This is a genomic window from Rhizobium sp. BK379 (assembly GCF_014193955.1).
Taxonomy (GTDB): Bacteria; Pseudomonadota; Alphaproteobacteria; order Rhizobiales; family Rhizobiaceae; genus Rhizobium.
The window spans coordinates 1,649,236-1,663,415 of sequence record NZ_JACIAD010000001.1; the positions used below are offsets into that span (position 1 = coordinate 1,649,236).

The 14,180-nt window shown below is 59.7% G+C and carries 13 protein-coding genes; 2 read left to right on the forward strand and 11 right to left on the reverse strand.

The window, feature by feature from the left end; all coding sequences use genetic code 11:
- Nucleotides 1-28: 28 nt before the first annotated feature.
- From FHT93_RS08465 to rpoD, 4 genes are all read right to left on the reverse strand, one after another.
- Nucleotides 29-1,150, reverse strand: a complete 1,122-nt coding sequence (locus tag FHT93_RS08465) for a DUF930 domain-containing protein (RefSeq protein ID WP_183847075.1) — start codon at nt 1,148-1,150, stop codon at nt 29-31.
- 48 nt (nt 1,151-1,198) lie between these two features.
- Nucleotides 1,199-1,957 carry a DUF930 domain-containing protein gene (locus tag FHT93_RS08470; protein WP_246781567.1) on the reverse strand — a complete coding sequence of 253 codons (759 nt, stop codon included), beginning with the start codon at nt 1,955-1,957 and terminating at the stop codon, nt 1,199-1,201.
- A gap of 91 nt (nt 1,958-2,048) precedes the next feature.
- Nucleotides 2,049-2,342, reverse strand: coding sequence for a GYD domain-containing protein (locus FHT93_RS08475; protein WP_018114106.1), 294 nt, complete (start codon nt 2,340-2,342; stop codon nt 2,049-2,051).
- A 248-nt stretch (nt 2,343-2,590) separates the two neighbouring features.
- Nucleotides 2,591-4,645 (reverse strand): RNA polymerase sigma factor RpoD, encoded by a 2,055-nt coding sequence (gene rpoD / locus FHT93_RS08480; protein ID WP_112543627.1) that lies wholly within the window; start codon nt 4,643-4,645, stop codon nt 2,591-2,593.
- A 450-nt stretch (nt 4,646-5,095) separates the two neighbouring features.
- Here rpoD and FHT93_RS08485 point away from each other — a divergent pair, with 450 nt between their 5' ends.
- Together FHT93_RS08485 and FHT93_RS08490 are read left to right on the forward strand one after the other, a co-directional pair.
- Nucleotides 5,096-5,530, forward strand: coding sequence for a hypothetical protein (locus FHT93_RS08485; RefSeq protein WP_183847077.1), 435 nt, complete (start codon nt 5,096-5,098; stop codon nt 5,528-5,530).
- Nucleotides 5,531-5,587: 57 nt separating this feature from the next.
- On the forward strand, nt 5,588-6,130 hold the full coding sequence (locus tag FHT93_RS08490; protein WP_183847581.1) for a L,D-transpeptidase family protein: 543 nt from the start codon (nt 5,588-5,590) through the stop codon (nt 6,128-6,130).
- 9 nt (nt 6,131-6,139) lie between these two features.
- Here the strand turns inward: FHT93_RS08490 and FHT93_RS08495 are convergent, their stop codons facing one another.
- From FHT93_RS08495 to dnaG, 7 genes are all read right to left on the reverse strand, one after another.
- Nucleotides 6,140-6,487 (reverse strand): GFA family protein, encoded by a 348-nt coding sequence (locus FHT93_RS08495; RefSeq protein WP_183847079.1) that lies wholly within the window; start codon nt 6,485-6,487, stop codon nt 6,140-6,142.
- Nucleotides 6,488-6,497: 10 nt separating this feature from the next.
- Nucleotides 6,498-7,535 carry an L-threonine 3-dehydrogenase gene (gene tdh, locus FHT93_RS08500; RefSeq protein WP_113016541.1) on the reverse strand — a complete coding sequence of 346 codons (1,038 nt, stop codon included), beginning with the start codon at nt 7,533-7,535 and terminating at the stop codon, nt 6,498-6,500.
- Nucleotides 7,536-7,556: 21 nt separating this feature from the next.
- Nucleotides 7,557-8,744, reverse strand: coding sequence for a glycine C-acetyltransferase (locus tag FHT93_RS08505; protein ID WP_183847081.1), 1,188 nt, complete (start codon nt 8,742-8,744; stop codon nt 7,557-7,559).
- 67 nt (nt 8,745-8,811) lie between these two features.
- On the reverse strand, nt 8,812-9,540 hold the full coding sequence (locus tag FHT93_RS08510; protein ID WP_183847083.1) for a class I SAM-dependent methyltransferase: 729 nt from the start codon (nt 9,538-9,540) through the stop codon (nt 8,812-8,814).
- 61 nt (nt 9,541-9,601) lie between these two features.
- Nucleotides 9,602-10,063, reverse strand: a complete 462-nt coding sequence (locus tag FHT93_RS08515) for a cupin domain-containing protein (RefSeq protein WP_113201844.1) — start codon at nt 10,061-10,063, stop codon at nt 9,602-9,604.
- A 75-nt stretch (nt 10,064-10,138) separates the two neighbouring features.
- On the reverse strand, nt 10,139-12,004 hold the full coding sequence (recQ, locus tag FHT93_RS08520) for a DNA helicase RecQ (RefSeq protein WP_183847085.1): 1,866 nt from the start codon (nt 12,002-12,004) through the stop codon (nt 10,139-10,141).
- Nucleotides 12,004-13,980, reverse strand: a complete 1,977-nt coding sequence (gene dnaG / locus FHT93_RS08525; protein ID WP_183847088.1) for a DNA primase — start codon at nt 13,978-13,980, stop codon at nt 12,004-12,006. Before dnaG ends, recQ begins: the two co-directional genes overlap by 1 nt.
- Between the last annotated feature and the right edge of the window lie 200 nt (nt 13,981-14,180).

Here is a 14,180-nt window from a genome sequence, read left to right on the forward strand (position 1 = left end):
GCGCGAATGAAGCAAGGCTAGCGAACAGCTATCGGCGAGAGTTGTAAATCGGATACTGGCTCTCGGGAAGCGGCCCACCGAACTTAAATGCAAACGACAGTATCCTCTTTGCGTCGGGATCCACTTCACATCGGAACTGTACGTTGTACCATTTTCCGCTCTTGAAAAAGGCCCCCTTCCTCGTTTCGATAACAGTTTCGTTGGTTAGCGAATATGACGGTAGCTCGGCACCCCGAAATCTCGGATTCTCATGAATTATCTGCTGATCGAGTTCTGACCTGCATAATTGGTTCATGCGCTCGCCGCGCTGCATGTTACCCATTGCCGTCTGCGCAATCTGATCGTCCGTCATATTCTGCGAAAACAACGTTTTTACCTCGGGCAATGGCGCCTTCGACACTTGATCTTTTTGCAGTGCGGGCTTCTTGGGCACCGAAGGCTTTTCGGGTTCGAAACTGGTCTTCACCTCTTCGGTTGTCGCAGCGGCAGGCGCGTCGCGTTCCGAATGTGTATCGGCAGCAGCGATCTGCGGCGGTTCTATTTCTTTTGGAACCGGATTTCCGGCGGGCTGCTCAAGCGGCTGAGACGTACTGGTAGCTTCCGCTGTCTGCTCTTCCGGTGGCTGCGGAGGCGAAGGCGGTGGAGGAACCGGTGTATCCTTTTTCTCTCCTTCCGAGGCGTTTCCATTCACGGACTTCATCGGGCCGGTGTTCTTGTCTCCAAATTCGAAAACAGGTGAACTCCCGCCCGCCCGCTTCTCGGACGAAGGTGGAGGCAGACTCGGTGGCGACGGAGAAGGAGGCGGTGCTGGTGGCGGTGGTGGTGGCGGTGGTTCGGCCTTTGCCTGTTCCTGTGGTTTCTTTTCCTCTTTTGGCTTTTCCTCCGGCTTTTTCTCGTCTTCCTTCTTCTCTTCCGGCGGCGGCACGAGCTCGACCTTCACGCTCTCGTCCTCGGCGGGTTGCGCCTGGATCTTAGGGAGGCCGAAAATCAACAGCGCGACGATGGGCACATGCACCAGCACGGACGCGATAACACCCCAGCGAGCGCGGGGCTCCTGGTGTTCCGTCTCGTGATCGGTATCTGCCGGTTCGACTTCTTCTTCTGTCACAGCAGCGATGTGGCCTTTAAAACCGGCAGCATCAAGCCACAAATGGAAAAAACCTTGTGATGATGACCTTCGTGACTGTTGGCAGCGGACTCACTGATCGGCCTCGCCATCCTCGGCCACCAGATTGTGCTCCTGCCACAGGTCCTTCGGAATGGCATCGCCAATCGCAAAGGCAAAGGCGGTGACAGTCTTTCCCGCGGGATCCACCTCGCAATGGAAGCGGATATTGAACCAGTTCCGCTTGCTTCGGAAAGCCCCGCCATCCACCTCGATGCTGTTGCCCCTCACCTTCTCCGGCTTCATGGCGTAAGGTGCCACGAGATCGGGCACCGATCCCGGACGGGAACGGTTGACCTGCTCCAGCGCTTCGAGGTTGCAGAGCTGCAGATTGCGCTCCTCACCGGACAGCGTGCCAAGCAGCTGACGTGCGTTGCGGCTGCGCGGGCTGCCGAGTGTTTTTGCGGAAAAGAGTTCCGTCGCCTGCATCAGCGGCGGTGGACCTGATACCGCCGGCTTCGCCAGCGCCGGCGCAGACGGAAGCACCTCTCTGGACGCCGTCTCGGGCATCAACGGCAGGATGTCCCCATCCGCCGGACTTCCGCTGTCCCCACGGCTTTGCGGCGGCGACAGGGCCGCAGGCTGCGGAACGGGAATTGCGGTGGCAGGCGGCGGTGATACGACCTCGACGTCGACACTCTCCTCCGGCGGCGCCCTGAGCGGCTTCACGTCGGGCAGGAATGCCAGCAGGATTGCGATGATGGCAAGATGCAGTGCGAGCGATGCCGGCCAGGCCGGATCGAATCTTCCTCTCTGCAACAGGCCGGCATGTTCCATCGAAGGCAAGTCCATGCTCTGGGTTCAAGGCGCAACGACACTGCCAGCGCTGCGGACCAGCCACAACGCCATATCTGGCTCATCACCACTTATCGACCATCCTGATCTATGCGAGCGACGCGATGATGTCGCGATAATTCACTTCCGAAAATGCCTTCAAGGTTTTCGTGCGCACATTGCCGCCCATGCCAAGCGATAGCGTAAATCGCGCTATCACCCGGTCGTCGGGTGCCTCGCAAATAGCCACCATGTCATATTCGCCCATGGTGAGATAAAAGCGCTCGAAGGAGCCGCCCAAGCTGCCCATCAGAGCTTTTGCCGCATCGAGCCGTTTGGCAGATTCCTTCACATTGCGGATGCCCTGATCCGTCCAGTTTATCATGAGAATGTAAGTGGTCATGTTACACCTCCCGGCGGAGGCCATGGTCATCCAAGCAGGCTTGCGAAACCGTTCGCATGCTGCGACCGCTCAATTCCCCCGCGAGGGAAATTATAGGCCCATCACCACAGGGCGACAACAAAAAGCGAGCCATCAATCCGGCTTAGCAATAGCCCGAAAGGCTCATTTGTAGTGACTGAAACCAAAGAAAAACCCGGTCAGCAAGGCTGGCCGGGTTCTGGTATCGGTCGTTGGATGCGTGAAAACGCTCAGCTGTCCAGGAACGAGCGCAGCTTGCGCGAGCGGCTCGGATGCTTGAGCTTGCGCAGCGCCTTCGCCTCGATCTGTCGGATACGTTCGCGGGTGACCGAGAACTGCTGGCCGACCTCTTCGAGCGTGTGGTCGGTGTTCATGCCGATGCCGAAGCGCATGCGCAGGACGCGCTCTTCGCGCGGCGTCAGCGATGCCAGAACGCGGGTCGTCGTCTCGCGCAGGTTCGCCTGGATGGCGGCGTCGATCGGCAGCAGCGCGTTCTTGTCTTCGATGAAATCGCCGAGGTGCGAATCCTCTTCGTCACCCACGGGGGTTTCGAGCGAGATCGGCTCCTTGGCGATTTTCAGGACCTTGCGGACCTTTTCGAGCGGCATGGCGAGCTTTTCGGCCAGTTCTTCCGGCGTCGGCTCGCGGCCGATTTCATGCAGCATCTGACGCGAGGTACGAACGATCTTGTTGATCGTTTCGATCATGTGCACCGGAATGCGGATCGTACGGGCCTGGTCGGCGATCGAGCGGGTGATCGCCTGACGGATCCACCACGTCGCATAGGTCGAGAACTTGTAACCGCGGCGGTATTCGAACTTGTCGACCGCCTTCATCAGGCCGATATTGCCTTCCTGAATGAGGTCGAGGAACTGCAGGCCGCGGTTCGTGTACTTCTTGGCGATGGAGATGACGAGGCGAAGGTTCGCTTCGACCATTTCCTTCTTGGCGATACGCGCTTCGCGCTCGCCCTTCTGCACCATGTGCACGATGCGGCGGAATTCCGAGATCGAGATGCCGGTTTCCGTCGCGAGATTCTGGATCTCCTGGCGGATGTCGCGGATCGTCGTGTTTTCGCTCTTGGCAAATTCCTTCCAGCCGCGAGCGGCCAGATTGCCGATCGACTTCATCCAGTTCGGATCAAGTTCAGCGCCCTGGTACTGTTCCAGGAACGAGTCGCGCTTGACGCCGTAGGATTCAGCCAGACGCAACAGGCGGCCTTCGTTCTGCACGAGGCGCTTGTTGATGTCGTAGAGCTGCTCGACCAGCGCATCGATGCGGTTCTGGTTGAGCGACAGCGACTTCACGGCCTTGATGAGTTCGTCCTTGAGCTCCTTGTAGCGGCGCTCCTGGGCGGAAGACAGCGTGCCGGTGGCGGCAAGGCGCTGCTCGACCTGCTGGTCCTGCAGCTTGCGCAGCTTCTTGTAGGTCTCGGCGATGATGTCGAGCGTTTCCATGACCTGCGGGCGCAGCTCAGCTTCCATCGCCGCGAGAGAAAGGTTGGATTCGTCCTCGTCCTCTTCTTCCTCTTCAGGAGGCATGCCTTCGCCGCCGACATCGGTGATGTCGTCGTCACCAGAGCGCGCGCGCCGGGTCTTTTCCTTTTCCTCGGCAGCCTTGCGGTCGGCCTCGATCTTCTCGGGGCTCTGGAACTGCGGGGCAGCCTTGGCTTCCGGACCGGAATAGGTGGTTTCGAGATCGATGATCTCGCGCAGCAGCGTCGTGCCTTCGTTCAGTTCGTCGCGCCAGATGATCAGCGCCTGGAACGTCAGCGGGCTCTCGCAGAGGCCTGCGATCATTGTTTCGCGGCCGGCCTCGATGCGCTTTGCGATGGCGATTTCGCCTTCGCGCGACAGAAGCTCGACGGAACCCATTTCGCGCAGATACATGCGCACCGGGTCGTCGGTACGGTCGGTCGGCTCTTTCTTCTTGGCGGTCGCAAGTGCGGTGCCGCTGGAAGGCGCAAGCTCGCCGCCCTCGCCGTCTTCGCTGTCGGAGCTGTCGTCGTCATCGCTACCGGAAGCGCCGGCTTCCTCGGCTTCTTCGTCTTCGATGACGTTGATGCCCATGTCCGACAGCATCGACATCGTGTCTTCGATCTGTTCGGACGTCACTTCTTCGGAAGGCAGGACGGCGTTGAGCTCGTCCATCGTCACATAGCCGCGCTTCTTGGCGGCCTTGATCATCTTCTTGACCGCGTCATCGGAAAGATCGAGAAGAGGGCCGTCGCTTGCGCCGTCGCGTTCGACTTCCGCTTCTTCGTTCTCTTTGACCTTCGTTGCCATTTATATCGTCGCCTTCCTGACGCTATTCATACTCGCTGCGGTGAATGGCCCTGTCGTGGCCTGGCACGTGCGCGCCGGCCTCGAATCACCTATACCCCACCTAACGGGATGACATTTAAAGCCTGATTAACCACGATTGCCGGCATCGGACAGCAAAACTTCATTGCCATTGGATTTCCGGCCATGGTTGTGCGATCCGCCTTGACCCAGTTCACCGCTCAAGTGGAACGGTGATTCCCACAAAATTTGTTCTCGTCAAGCTTTTCCAGAAAAAAAGCCACCGAAAACCCGGAAAAAGCCTTATCCACAGGCTTTGAACCGCGCCAGCGATTGCGAAGCTTATCTAGTATGTCACGGGCAAAAGACAAGGGCTTTTGCGCAAACACTGGAAGAACCGCAACTCGCTCCAACCGTACGCCATAGATTCTTCGCAAATCGCCAACATGAGTTGTGAAAAAAGAGGCGCGCACGATTATGGCGAATTCCGCTCCGGTTCTGCTTGCACTTGTCGCGTTGTTCGCCGTCTTCCCGGCAAGCGGCTATCCCGAGGATACCAGCAGCACAATCAGCTTCGGGATTTTGTTCGCAGATCGCGATCCGATAGCTGGGTCCGCCACTTGCTATAACGGCAAGACCTGCGAACTGGTCAAGGACATCGGACCAATACATTCGCTGAACATTACCGACTTCTCGAAATCACCCGATCGCGGAAGTCAGCTGAAAATCGAATGCGCCTCCGATTGCTCCTTCGGCAATCAGCAATTCAGCACGGAAATAGGCCGTGAGCGTAAATTTCACTTCTTCAACGGGTCCGACACATATACCGCGAAGCTGCTGGTCATCAGAATACGCGATCCCATCGGGCAGATCCTGCTCAACTACTGACGTGGCATTCGGCTAAAACGGTGTGGCGATTTCGTCAGCTCAAGGATTGGGATCGTGATGTTCAGAAGAAAGTTGATCATTTCAGCCACCGTCGCCCTCAGCGTGCTCGCCTATACGAAAGTCATGGCCAAGATCAGCTCAGGCACCCCGCCCCCGGATGCGCCCTTGGAGCAACAAGCCAACCTAATTCGCGTTGATAAATCCGATCGCCGCATGGTTCTCCTTCGAGGCGAAACCCCTCTTTCGGCATATCGGGTTTCTCTTGGAAGCGCTGCCGATGAAGGGCCAAAGCAGCGAGAAGGCGACGAGAAGACACCGGAAGGCCGCTATGAGATCGACTGGAGAAATCCCCGGTCCATGGCGCATCTCAGTCTGCATATCTCCTACCCCAATCCGGCCGATCGGCAGAATGCCGAATTGAAGGGCTATCCTCCCGGCGGCGACATCATGATCCACGGCCTTCCCAATGGCTGGGGCTTCCTTCAGACAATGCACCTGCTTTGGGATTGGACGGATGGCTGCATTGCCGTCACCGACCAGGAGATGCGCGATATCTGGGCACGCGTCCCCGATCATACGCCCATAGAGATCACGCCCTGAACCGCCGACCTAACGCGACAGCCCATCGTATGCATTCACCGTCAGGGCAGACAGATCGAGCGCTGGAATGCAGCGCAGATTGACGGATGCCATCTCCATGCCATTGGGCGCCGTTGCTTCCCCGAAGGGCGCGATGCCGCACTTGGCGCAGAAGTGATGTTTGATGGCATGACTGTTGAACGTATAGGTCGAGAGGTTTTCTTCCGGCACCGTCAGGTGCAGCTTCTCCCGCGGCACGAAGCCCAGCAATCCGCCGCGCCGGCGGCAGAGCGAACAGTTGCAGTCGAGCGCTTCGGTGAATGCGCCTTCCACCGTGAAGGCGATATTGCCGCAATGGCAGCTTCCCTCGTATTTCATGCCCGTCTTCTCACATCCAATCCATCACGACCTTGCCGGAATTGCCCGAGCGCATCGCCTCGAACCCGTCGCGGAATTCGTCGATCTTGATGCGATGCGTAATGACCGGCGAAAGATCGAGACCGCCCTGCACGAAGGCGATCATCTTGTACCAGGTCTCGAACATCTCGCGGCCATAGATGCCCTTGAGGTTCAGCATCTTGAAGATGACCTTGTTCCAGTCGATCTCGAAACCAGCAGGCGCAATGCCGAGAATGGCGATCTTGCCGCCATTGTTCATCTTGTCGATCATGTCGCGGAAGGCGGGTGCCGCACCCGACATTTCGAGGCCGACATCGAAACCTTCGGTCATGCCGATCGCCTTCATCACATCGGCAAGGTTTTCCTTGGATGCATCGACGACATAGTCGATGCCGAGCTTGCGGGCGAGATCGAGCCGGTTCGGATTGATGTCTGTGATGACGACCTTGCGTGCGCCGGAACGCTTGGCAACGAGCGCACCCATGATGCCGATCGGCCCCGCACCGGTGACCAGCACATCTTCGCCGACGAGATCGAAGGAGAGAGCGGTATGGACGGCATTGCCGAACGGATCGAAGATCGCTGCGATTTCATCCGGGATATCGTCCGGGATCGGTACGACATTGGCTTCCGGGATACAGACGAATTCGCCGAAGGAACCCGGGCGGTTGACACCGACGCCGAGCGTATTGCGGCAGAGATGCCCCCTGCCCGCGCGGCAGTTGCGGCACTTGCCGCAGACAATATGCCCTTCACCCGAGACACGTTCACCGACATGATATTTTGTGACGGCAGAGCCGATCTCCGCTATCTCGCCGCAGAATTCATGGCCGACGACCATCGGCACCGGGATGGTCTTCTGCGCCCACTGGTCCCAGTTCCAGATGTGCACGTCCGTGCCGCAGATCGCCGATTTCTTCACCCGGATGAGCACGTCGTTCGGGCCGACCTCCGGCACCGGCACATTCTCCATCCAGAGGCCGACTTCAGGCTTCGCCTTGACCAGCGCTTTCATCATGTTGGACATGATCTTTTCTCCTCAAGGCTCTCAGATAACACCGAGTTCGCGGCCGGCTTCGGCAAAGGCCGCAATCACCCGCTCGACATCCGCCTTCGAATGCGCCGCCGACATCTGCGTGCGGATACGCGCCTGCCCTTTCGGCACGACCGGGAAGGAGAAGCCGATTACATAGACGCCCTTCTTCAGCATCAGCGCGGCCATATCCTGTGCGAGTTTCGCATCTCCCAACATGACCGGGATGATCGGATGCCCTTCGCCGGCAAGCGTGAAGCCGAGCTTGGTCATTTCGGTGCGAAACAGCGCGGCATGGGCAGAGAGCCGCTCACGCAGCGCATCGCCATTGTCGATGAGGTCGAAGACCTTGAGCGAGGCAGCCGCGATAACAGGCGCCAGCGTATTGGAGAATAGATAGGGGCGCGAGCGCTGCCGCAGCCACTCGACAATCTCGGCTTTGGCCGACGTATAACCACCCGATGCACCGCCAAGCGCCTTGCCGAGCGTACCCGTGATGATATCGACACGGCCTTCGACGCCACAATATTCCGGCGAGCCACGACCATGCTTACCGACGAAGCCTACGGCGTGGCTGTCGTCCACCATGACCATCGCACCATATTTTTCGGCGAGATCGCAGACGCCCTGCAGGTTGGCGATGATGCCATCCATCGAGAAGACACCATCGGTCGCAATCATCTTGAAGCGGCTGCCTTCGGCCTTCTTCAGTTCTTCTTCCAGAGCCGCCATGTCATTGTTGGCGTAACGGAACCGCTTGGCCTTGGAGAGACGCACGCCATCGATGATCGAGGCATGGTTCAATGCATCGGAAATGATCGCGTCCTCTTCACCGAGTAACGTCTCGAACAGGCCGCCGTTGGCGTCGAAACAGGAGGAATAGAGGATCGTGTCTTCCATGCCGAGGAAGGAGGAAATGCGCGCCTCGAGTTCTTTATGCTCTTCCTGCGTACCGCAGATGAAGCGAACCGAGGCCATGCCGTAGCCATAGCGGTCGAGCGCCTTCTTGCCGGCTTCCGCGAGCTCCTCATTATCGGCAAGGCCGAGATAGTTGTTGGCGCAGAAATTCAGCACCCGCTCGCCCGAGGCGATGGCGATCTCGCCGGCCTGCTTGGAGGTGATGACACGTTCGGACTTGTAGAGGCCAGCATCCTTCAGCGCAGCCAGTTCGCCGCGCAGGTGCGAGAGGAAATTCGAGGTCATTGAGGGCCCTTCTCTTGATGTTTCCCGTCTGAGCGTCGGTTAGCACATCGCCACCGGCTTGTCTTGTTCAACGCTCGGCCATGACAAGCAGAAACATCGGCCGGTCGAGTTCTTCCACCCATTCCGGATGCTCGGCCAGATCCTGCTCGCTCGGCGCCCATTCCTGGACATGGCGAATGGTGAAACCCGAAGATATCAGCGTATTGAGCGTGGTGCCGAGACGACGGTGCTGCTTGACGACACCCTTGGCGAGCCAATCCGTCGTGCGGCTTCCTTCGATAGCATAGCTGTCCAGCGGCCATATGCGCCGCCCATTGGCATCAGTGCTCCAGCCGGCATTGCGCGGCGCCATGAAGATCGGATGCTCGATCGTAAAGACGAAACGTGAACCGGGAACGAGCGCCCGATAAACCGTGGTGACAAGCCGCTCGAAATTATTGACATAGTGAAAGGCGAGCGAACTATGCGCGAAATCGAATGAGGTTTCCGGCAGTTCCAGCTCTTCGAGATCGGCGATCCCATAGGTGATCGCCTCATCATGCGTATCCGCCCTCGCGCGGCCGATCATGTTCTCGGATATGTCGAGGCCGAGGACGCTTGCAGCACCCACCGAGCGGGCATAGCGCGCAAACCAGCCGAAGCCACAGCCCAGATCGACAACGCGTTTCCCTGCGAGCTCCGGCAATTGAGCGCGGACCGCCGGCCATTCGGCGGCGCCCTCCAACCCCTCGATCGAGCGGCGCATGGTGCTGTATCCGGCGAAGAACTCCGCCGTATCATAGATATTCTGGCTCATGATAATCCTCCGGACGGTACTTATAGGATACCACCCATCATGATCTCAAGGATCGGGCATCTTAAGGATCAGGACCGTCGCCGATCTCAACGAGGCCGAACCTGTTCTGGATCGGCAAGATCGCTTCAGGGGTCGCCGCACCAGCCCGTTCGAGCTCCAGGAAGAAATGCTCGAACCCACCAGGCGTGACGAAGCCCATCATCCGGCCCATGCCATCGCTGACATTGCGCCAATGATGCGGAACATTCGGCGGCAGTACGACGACGGAGCCGACGGGCGCCTCGATCATCTCGTTGCCGCACCAGAAACGGTAGTTCCCTTCGATGACGCGAAAGACCTCCGTCTCCCGCGTGTGCATATGCCGCGAGGGGCCGGTGCCTGGTGCCGAAAAGGTCTCCCATATGCCGTAAGCACCGGCGGTTTCCTCCGCCGTTGCATGAATGAACACCTGCCCACCATGCGGATGTCTGGCAATCCGCTCGCGCCCGGGCAGTGATGCGACTGCTCTGTTGAAATGCGCCATTGAAGTTCCCCCAAACTCTGAAACGACCCTAGCAGAGATCCGTGCAGATTGCAGCGGAAGGTACGTGCAACCGGACTATTCGTCGTGGGAGAGAATAATATCGAGGAAGGCGTCGCCGTAGCGCTCGAGCTTCGACTGGCCGACACCGGAAATACCAAGCAACTCCTTGCGGCTGCGCGGCCGCTCGGTGGCAAAGGCAATCAGCGTCGTATCCGGGAAGACGACATAGGGCGGCACGCCGAGCGACTTGGCAATCGACATACGCTCGGTTCTCAGCGCTTCGAAGAGCGAACCATCCGCCCCCGAAAGCCCGGTCCTGCGCTCCGCGCGCTCGGTTTTCTTTGCTCTTCGCTCCGAGGGAGCGCGGTCCTTGCGGAAAAAGACTTCGCGTTCGCGTTTGAAAACGGCCCGCGCCTCGGGCTCGAGTTTCAGGGCGCCGAAAGCTTCATGATCGACCCGGATCAGCCCCATCGCCATCAGCTGGCGATAGACCGATTGCCAGGTACGAACAGCAATATCCTTGCCTGCGCCGAAAACCGGCAGATCGACATGGCGGAAGCGTTCCGTCTTCTCGTTGACGTTGCCGACAAGCACATCGATGACATGGCCGGCGCCGAAGCGCTCGCCGGTGCGGTAGATCGCAGCCAGCGCCTTGATTGCCGCTTCCGTCCCATCCCAGGTCTCGACCGGCTTCAGGCAAGTATCGCAGCCGCCGCATTTGCCGCTATGCGCTTCGCCGAAATGCGCCAGGATTGCCTGCCGCCGGCAGGAGGCCGTCTCGCAGATCGCCAGCAGCGCATTCAGCTTGCCACGCTCTATGCGCTTGATCTCGTCGGCCGCGCTACCCTCGTCGATCATCCGCCGGCGCTGGATCACATCGGCCATGCCGTAGGCCATCCACACCTCGCACGCCAGGCCGTCACGCCCGGCGCGGCCCGTCTCCTGATAATAGGCCTCGACCGAGCCCGGCAGATCGAGATGGGCGACATAACGCACGTTCGGCTTGTCGATGCCCATGCCGAAGGCGACGGTCGCAACGAGGCAGAGCTCTTCTTCCTTCAGAAAGGCATCCTGGTTGGCATCGCGCAGCGCCCGATCCATGCCGGCATGATAGGGCAGCGCCCGGATACCTTGCGTGTTCAGCCAGTCCGCCGTCTCCTCCACCTTGGCGCGCGACAGGCAGTAGACGATGCCGCTATTGCCCTTGTGGCCGGAGAGAAAGCGCAGGAGCTGCTGGCGCGGCTGATCCCGCTCGACGATTTCATAGGAGATATTCGGCCGGTCGAAGCTTGTGGTGAAGACCGCGGCATTATCGAGCATCAGCCGCTCGATAATGTCCTCCCGCGTATGCGGATCGGCCGTCGCCGTCAGCGCAATACGCGGGACGCCTGGATATTGCTCGGCGAGCTTGCCGAGTTCGCGATATTCCGGCCGGAAATCATGACCCCATTGCGAAACGCAATGGGCCTCATCGATGGCAAAGAGCGCAATCTTCGCGCTACCGATCAGTTCGCGGAACCCATCCATTAGGATGCGCTCGGGCGTGACATAGAGCAGGTCAAGATCGCCGGAGGAAATACCGCGACGGATGGCGACATATTCTTCACGCGAAATGGAGGAGTTCAGCGCCGCGGCCCGAATTCCAAGCTGCTTCATCGCCTCCACCTGATCGCGCATCAGCGCAATCAGCGGCGAAACGACGATGCCCAGACCCGCGCGGCAAAGAGCCGGGATCTGGAAGCAGAGCGATTTGCCTGCACCTGTCGGAAAGAGCACAACCGCATCGCCGCCGGCAACGACATGCTCCACCACTTCTTGCTGCCTGCCGCGAAAGGCCGAATAGCCATAAACGCGCTTCAGCACGTCGAGCGGCTTGGCCGCGCCTGTAAACAGCGCATCGGATGCGGAGAAGGATGTTTCGCTTTGCTCGGCCTGCGACATCAGTGGCTCGCAGCGCCCTTGACGCGGCCCGAGAGCACACCGAAACCGTCGATGATGGCTTCCTGGTTTTCAAGCCGCAACGCCTCATAATGCACTTCCTGCGAGGCGCGCATCAGGCGGTCGATCTCGGAATCATCCCCGGCTTCGGTCGCCTGGGCAATGTCGCGCTCCAGCTCGATCTTCTGCCAGCGCAGATCCTTGGCACGCTTGTGGAAGGCAAGCGCCTGGCGGTAACCCTCGCGCGCGTCTTCCGTCGCCGCTTCCTCCGTTGCCGTCCAGAGCCGGGCATTGCGCACCTGCTGGTCGAGGTTTTTCAGGAGCGGCGCAAAACCCGCAACGTCGAGGCATTCCAGGAGATAGTCGCGCGTCAAATGCGGCCCGGCAACGACGGCGGCCGCGCCCAGCATCGCCGACCACAGCTTCTGAAGCTCGCGATTGTCGTAGTCGATGGCGGCAATCTCGTCATAGTCGTCGAGCATCAGCGACGGATGGTTGATCACGGTCAGCGCGAGCACGCATTCTCTCAGCGCCGCATTGTCCTGATGGCCGCGCACGAGGCCCGAACGGGTCAGGCGATCCGATGCCGCAACGGGGGTACGAGGCCCTGCAGGAGCTCCGCCCTTCTGTCCGCGGAAATTGCCGCCGCCGAAATTGCGCCGTTCGCCGCCTCCGCGATTCTGGAACTGCGGCTGGAAGAAGCTGTTCAGCCGGTCGCGCATGTCCTGCTGGTAGTGGCGGCGCACATTCTCGTCGGCAATCACCGCGACGAGCTGTCTCAGCCGCGCTTCCAGCTCGGCGCGCGCTTCCGGAGTATCGAACTTGCCGCTGCGTGCTTCGCGATCCCAGAGCATTTCCGAGAGCGGCTTGGCCTGCGCCATGACCTTGTCGAACGGGGCCCTGCCCTCGTGCTTGACGAGATCGTCCGGATCCTTGCCATCGGGCAGCAGGGCAAAACGCACGCTGCGTCCGGGTTTCAGGTGCGGCAGCGCCAGATCGGCAGCGCGGTTGGCCGCACGAATGCCGGCGCCGTCGCCGTCGAAGCAGAGCACCGGCTGCGACGTCATCTTCCAGAGCAGATCGAGCTGGTTTTCGGTCAGCGCCGTGCCGAGCGGCGCGACGGCGTTTTCGACGCCTGCCTGATGCAGCGCGATAACGTCCATATAGCCTTCGACGGCAATGATCGTGCCTTCGCCATTCGCGCCCTGCATCGAGCGGCGCGCCCGCGCGAAATTGTAGAGCACGTTGCCCTTGTGGAAGAGCTCGGTCTCATTGGAATTGAGATATTTCGCCGGCGCATCCGGCGACATGGCGCGCCCGCCGAAGGCGATGACCTTTTCGCGCGAAGACAGGATCGGGAACATGATGCGGTCGCGGAACCGGTCATAGGAAACGGGCACATTCTCGTGCACGACAAGGCCGCAAGCCTCGATCTGCTCCTTGCTGACACCTTTGCCGGCCAGGAATTCCTTCAGCGCATTGCGGCTGTCAGGCGCAAAACCGAGCCGGAATGTCTCGATCGTACGCCCCGTCAGGCCGCGATCGCGCAGATAGGCGCGAGCGCGGGCGCCATTGGCCGTCTGCAACTGATCCTGAAAGAACTGCGTTGCCATTTCCATGACATCGAGAAGCGAGGTGCGCTCCTTCTCCCGCCTTTCCATCTGCGGATCGGCAACCGGCATCGGCACGCCGGCCATATCGGCAATCGTCTGCACCGCCTCGGGGAAACTCTGGCCCTCAAGTTCGGTGAGGAATCGGAAATGATCGCCGGTAACGCCGCAGCCGAAGCAATGGTAGCGGCCCTTGCGATCTTCGCAATGGAAGCTCGGCGATTTCTCGCCATGGAACGGGCAGCAGGCCCAATAGTCGCCACGCGACACATTGGTCTTGCGCTTGTCCCAGCTCACACGCCGCGCAATCACGTTCGAAATGGGAACGCGGTCGCGGATATCGTCCAGGAAGGTGGGGGAAAAGCGCATCTCTACCTCTTGCAGAACATCCATATAAGCAGCTTTGCCGCGCCGCGCCACGAAACTTCTGCCGTAAATCCCGCTTTTCACAGGGCGCGAGAGATTGTCACAAACGCCTGCCAACGCCACTCAACAACCTGTTATCGGACCCTCACAGGGGGTGCGACATTTTTGACATTTTCCAAGTCGGGAGAGGTCGCAGATGTCAA

What these genes read in the sequence shown, in the direction of transcription:
- FHT93_RS08470 (WP_246781567.1), bottom strand. Translation starts at nt 1,957, where the DNA reads ATGGACTTGCCTTCGATGGAACATGCCGGCCTGTTGCAGAGAGGAAGA.
- FHT93_RS08475 (WP_018114106.1), bottom strand. Translation starts at nt 2,342, where the DNA reads ATGACCACTTACATTCTCATGATAAACTGGACGGATCAGGGCATCCGC.
- rpoD (WP_112543627.1), bottom strand. Translation starts at nt 4,645, where the DNA reads ATGGCAACGAAGGTCAAAGAGAACGAAGAAGCGGAAGTCGAACGCGAC.
- FHT93_RS08490 (WP_183847581.1), top strand. Translation starts at nt 5,588, where the DNA reads ATGTTCAGAAGAAAGTTGATCATTTCAGCCACCGTCGCCCTCAGCGTG.
- FHT93_RS08495 (WP_183847079.1), bottom strand. Translation starts at nt 6,487, where the DNA reads ATGAAATACGAGGGAAGCTGCCATTGCGGCAATATCGCCTTCACGGTG.
- tdh (WP_113016541.1), bottom strand. Translation starts at nt 7,535, where the DNA reads ATGTCCAACATGATGAAAGCGCTGGTCAAGGCGAAGCCTGAAGTCGGC.
- FHT93_RS08505 (WP_183847081.1), bottom strand. Translation starts at nt 8,744, where the DNA reads ATGACCTCGAATTTCCTCTCGCACCTGCGCGGCGAACTGGCTGCGCTG.
- FHT93_RS08510 (WP_183847083.1), bottom strand. Translation starts at nt 9,540, where the DNA reads ATGAGCCAGAATATCTATGATACGGCGGAGTTCTTCGCCGGATACAGC.
- FHT93_RS08515 (WP_113201844.1), bottom strand. Translation starts at nt 10,063, where the DNA reads ATGGCGCATTTCAACAGAGCAGTCGCATCACTGCCCGGGCGCGAGCGG.
- recQ (WP_183847085.1), bottom strand. Translation starts at nt 12,004, where the DNA reads ATGTCGCAGGCCGAGCAAAGCGAAACATCCTTCTCCGCATCCGATGCG.
- dnaG (WP_183847088.1), bottom strand. Translation starts at nt 13,980, where the DNA reads ATGCGCTTTTCCCCCACCTTCCTGGACGATATCCGCGACCGCGTTCCC.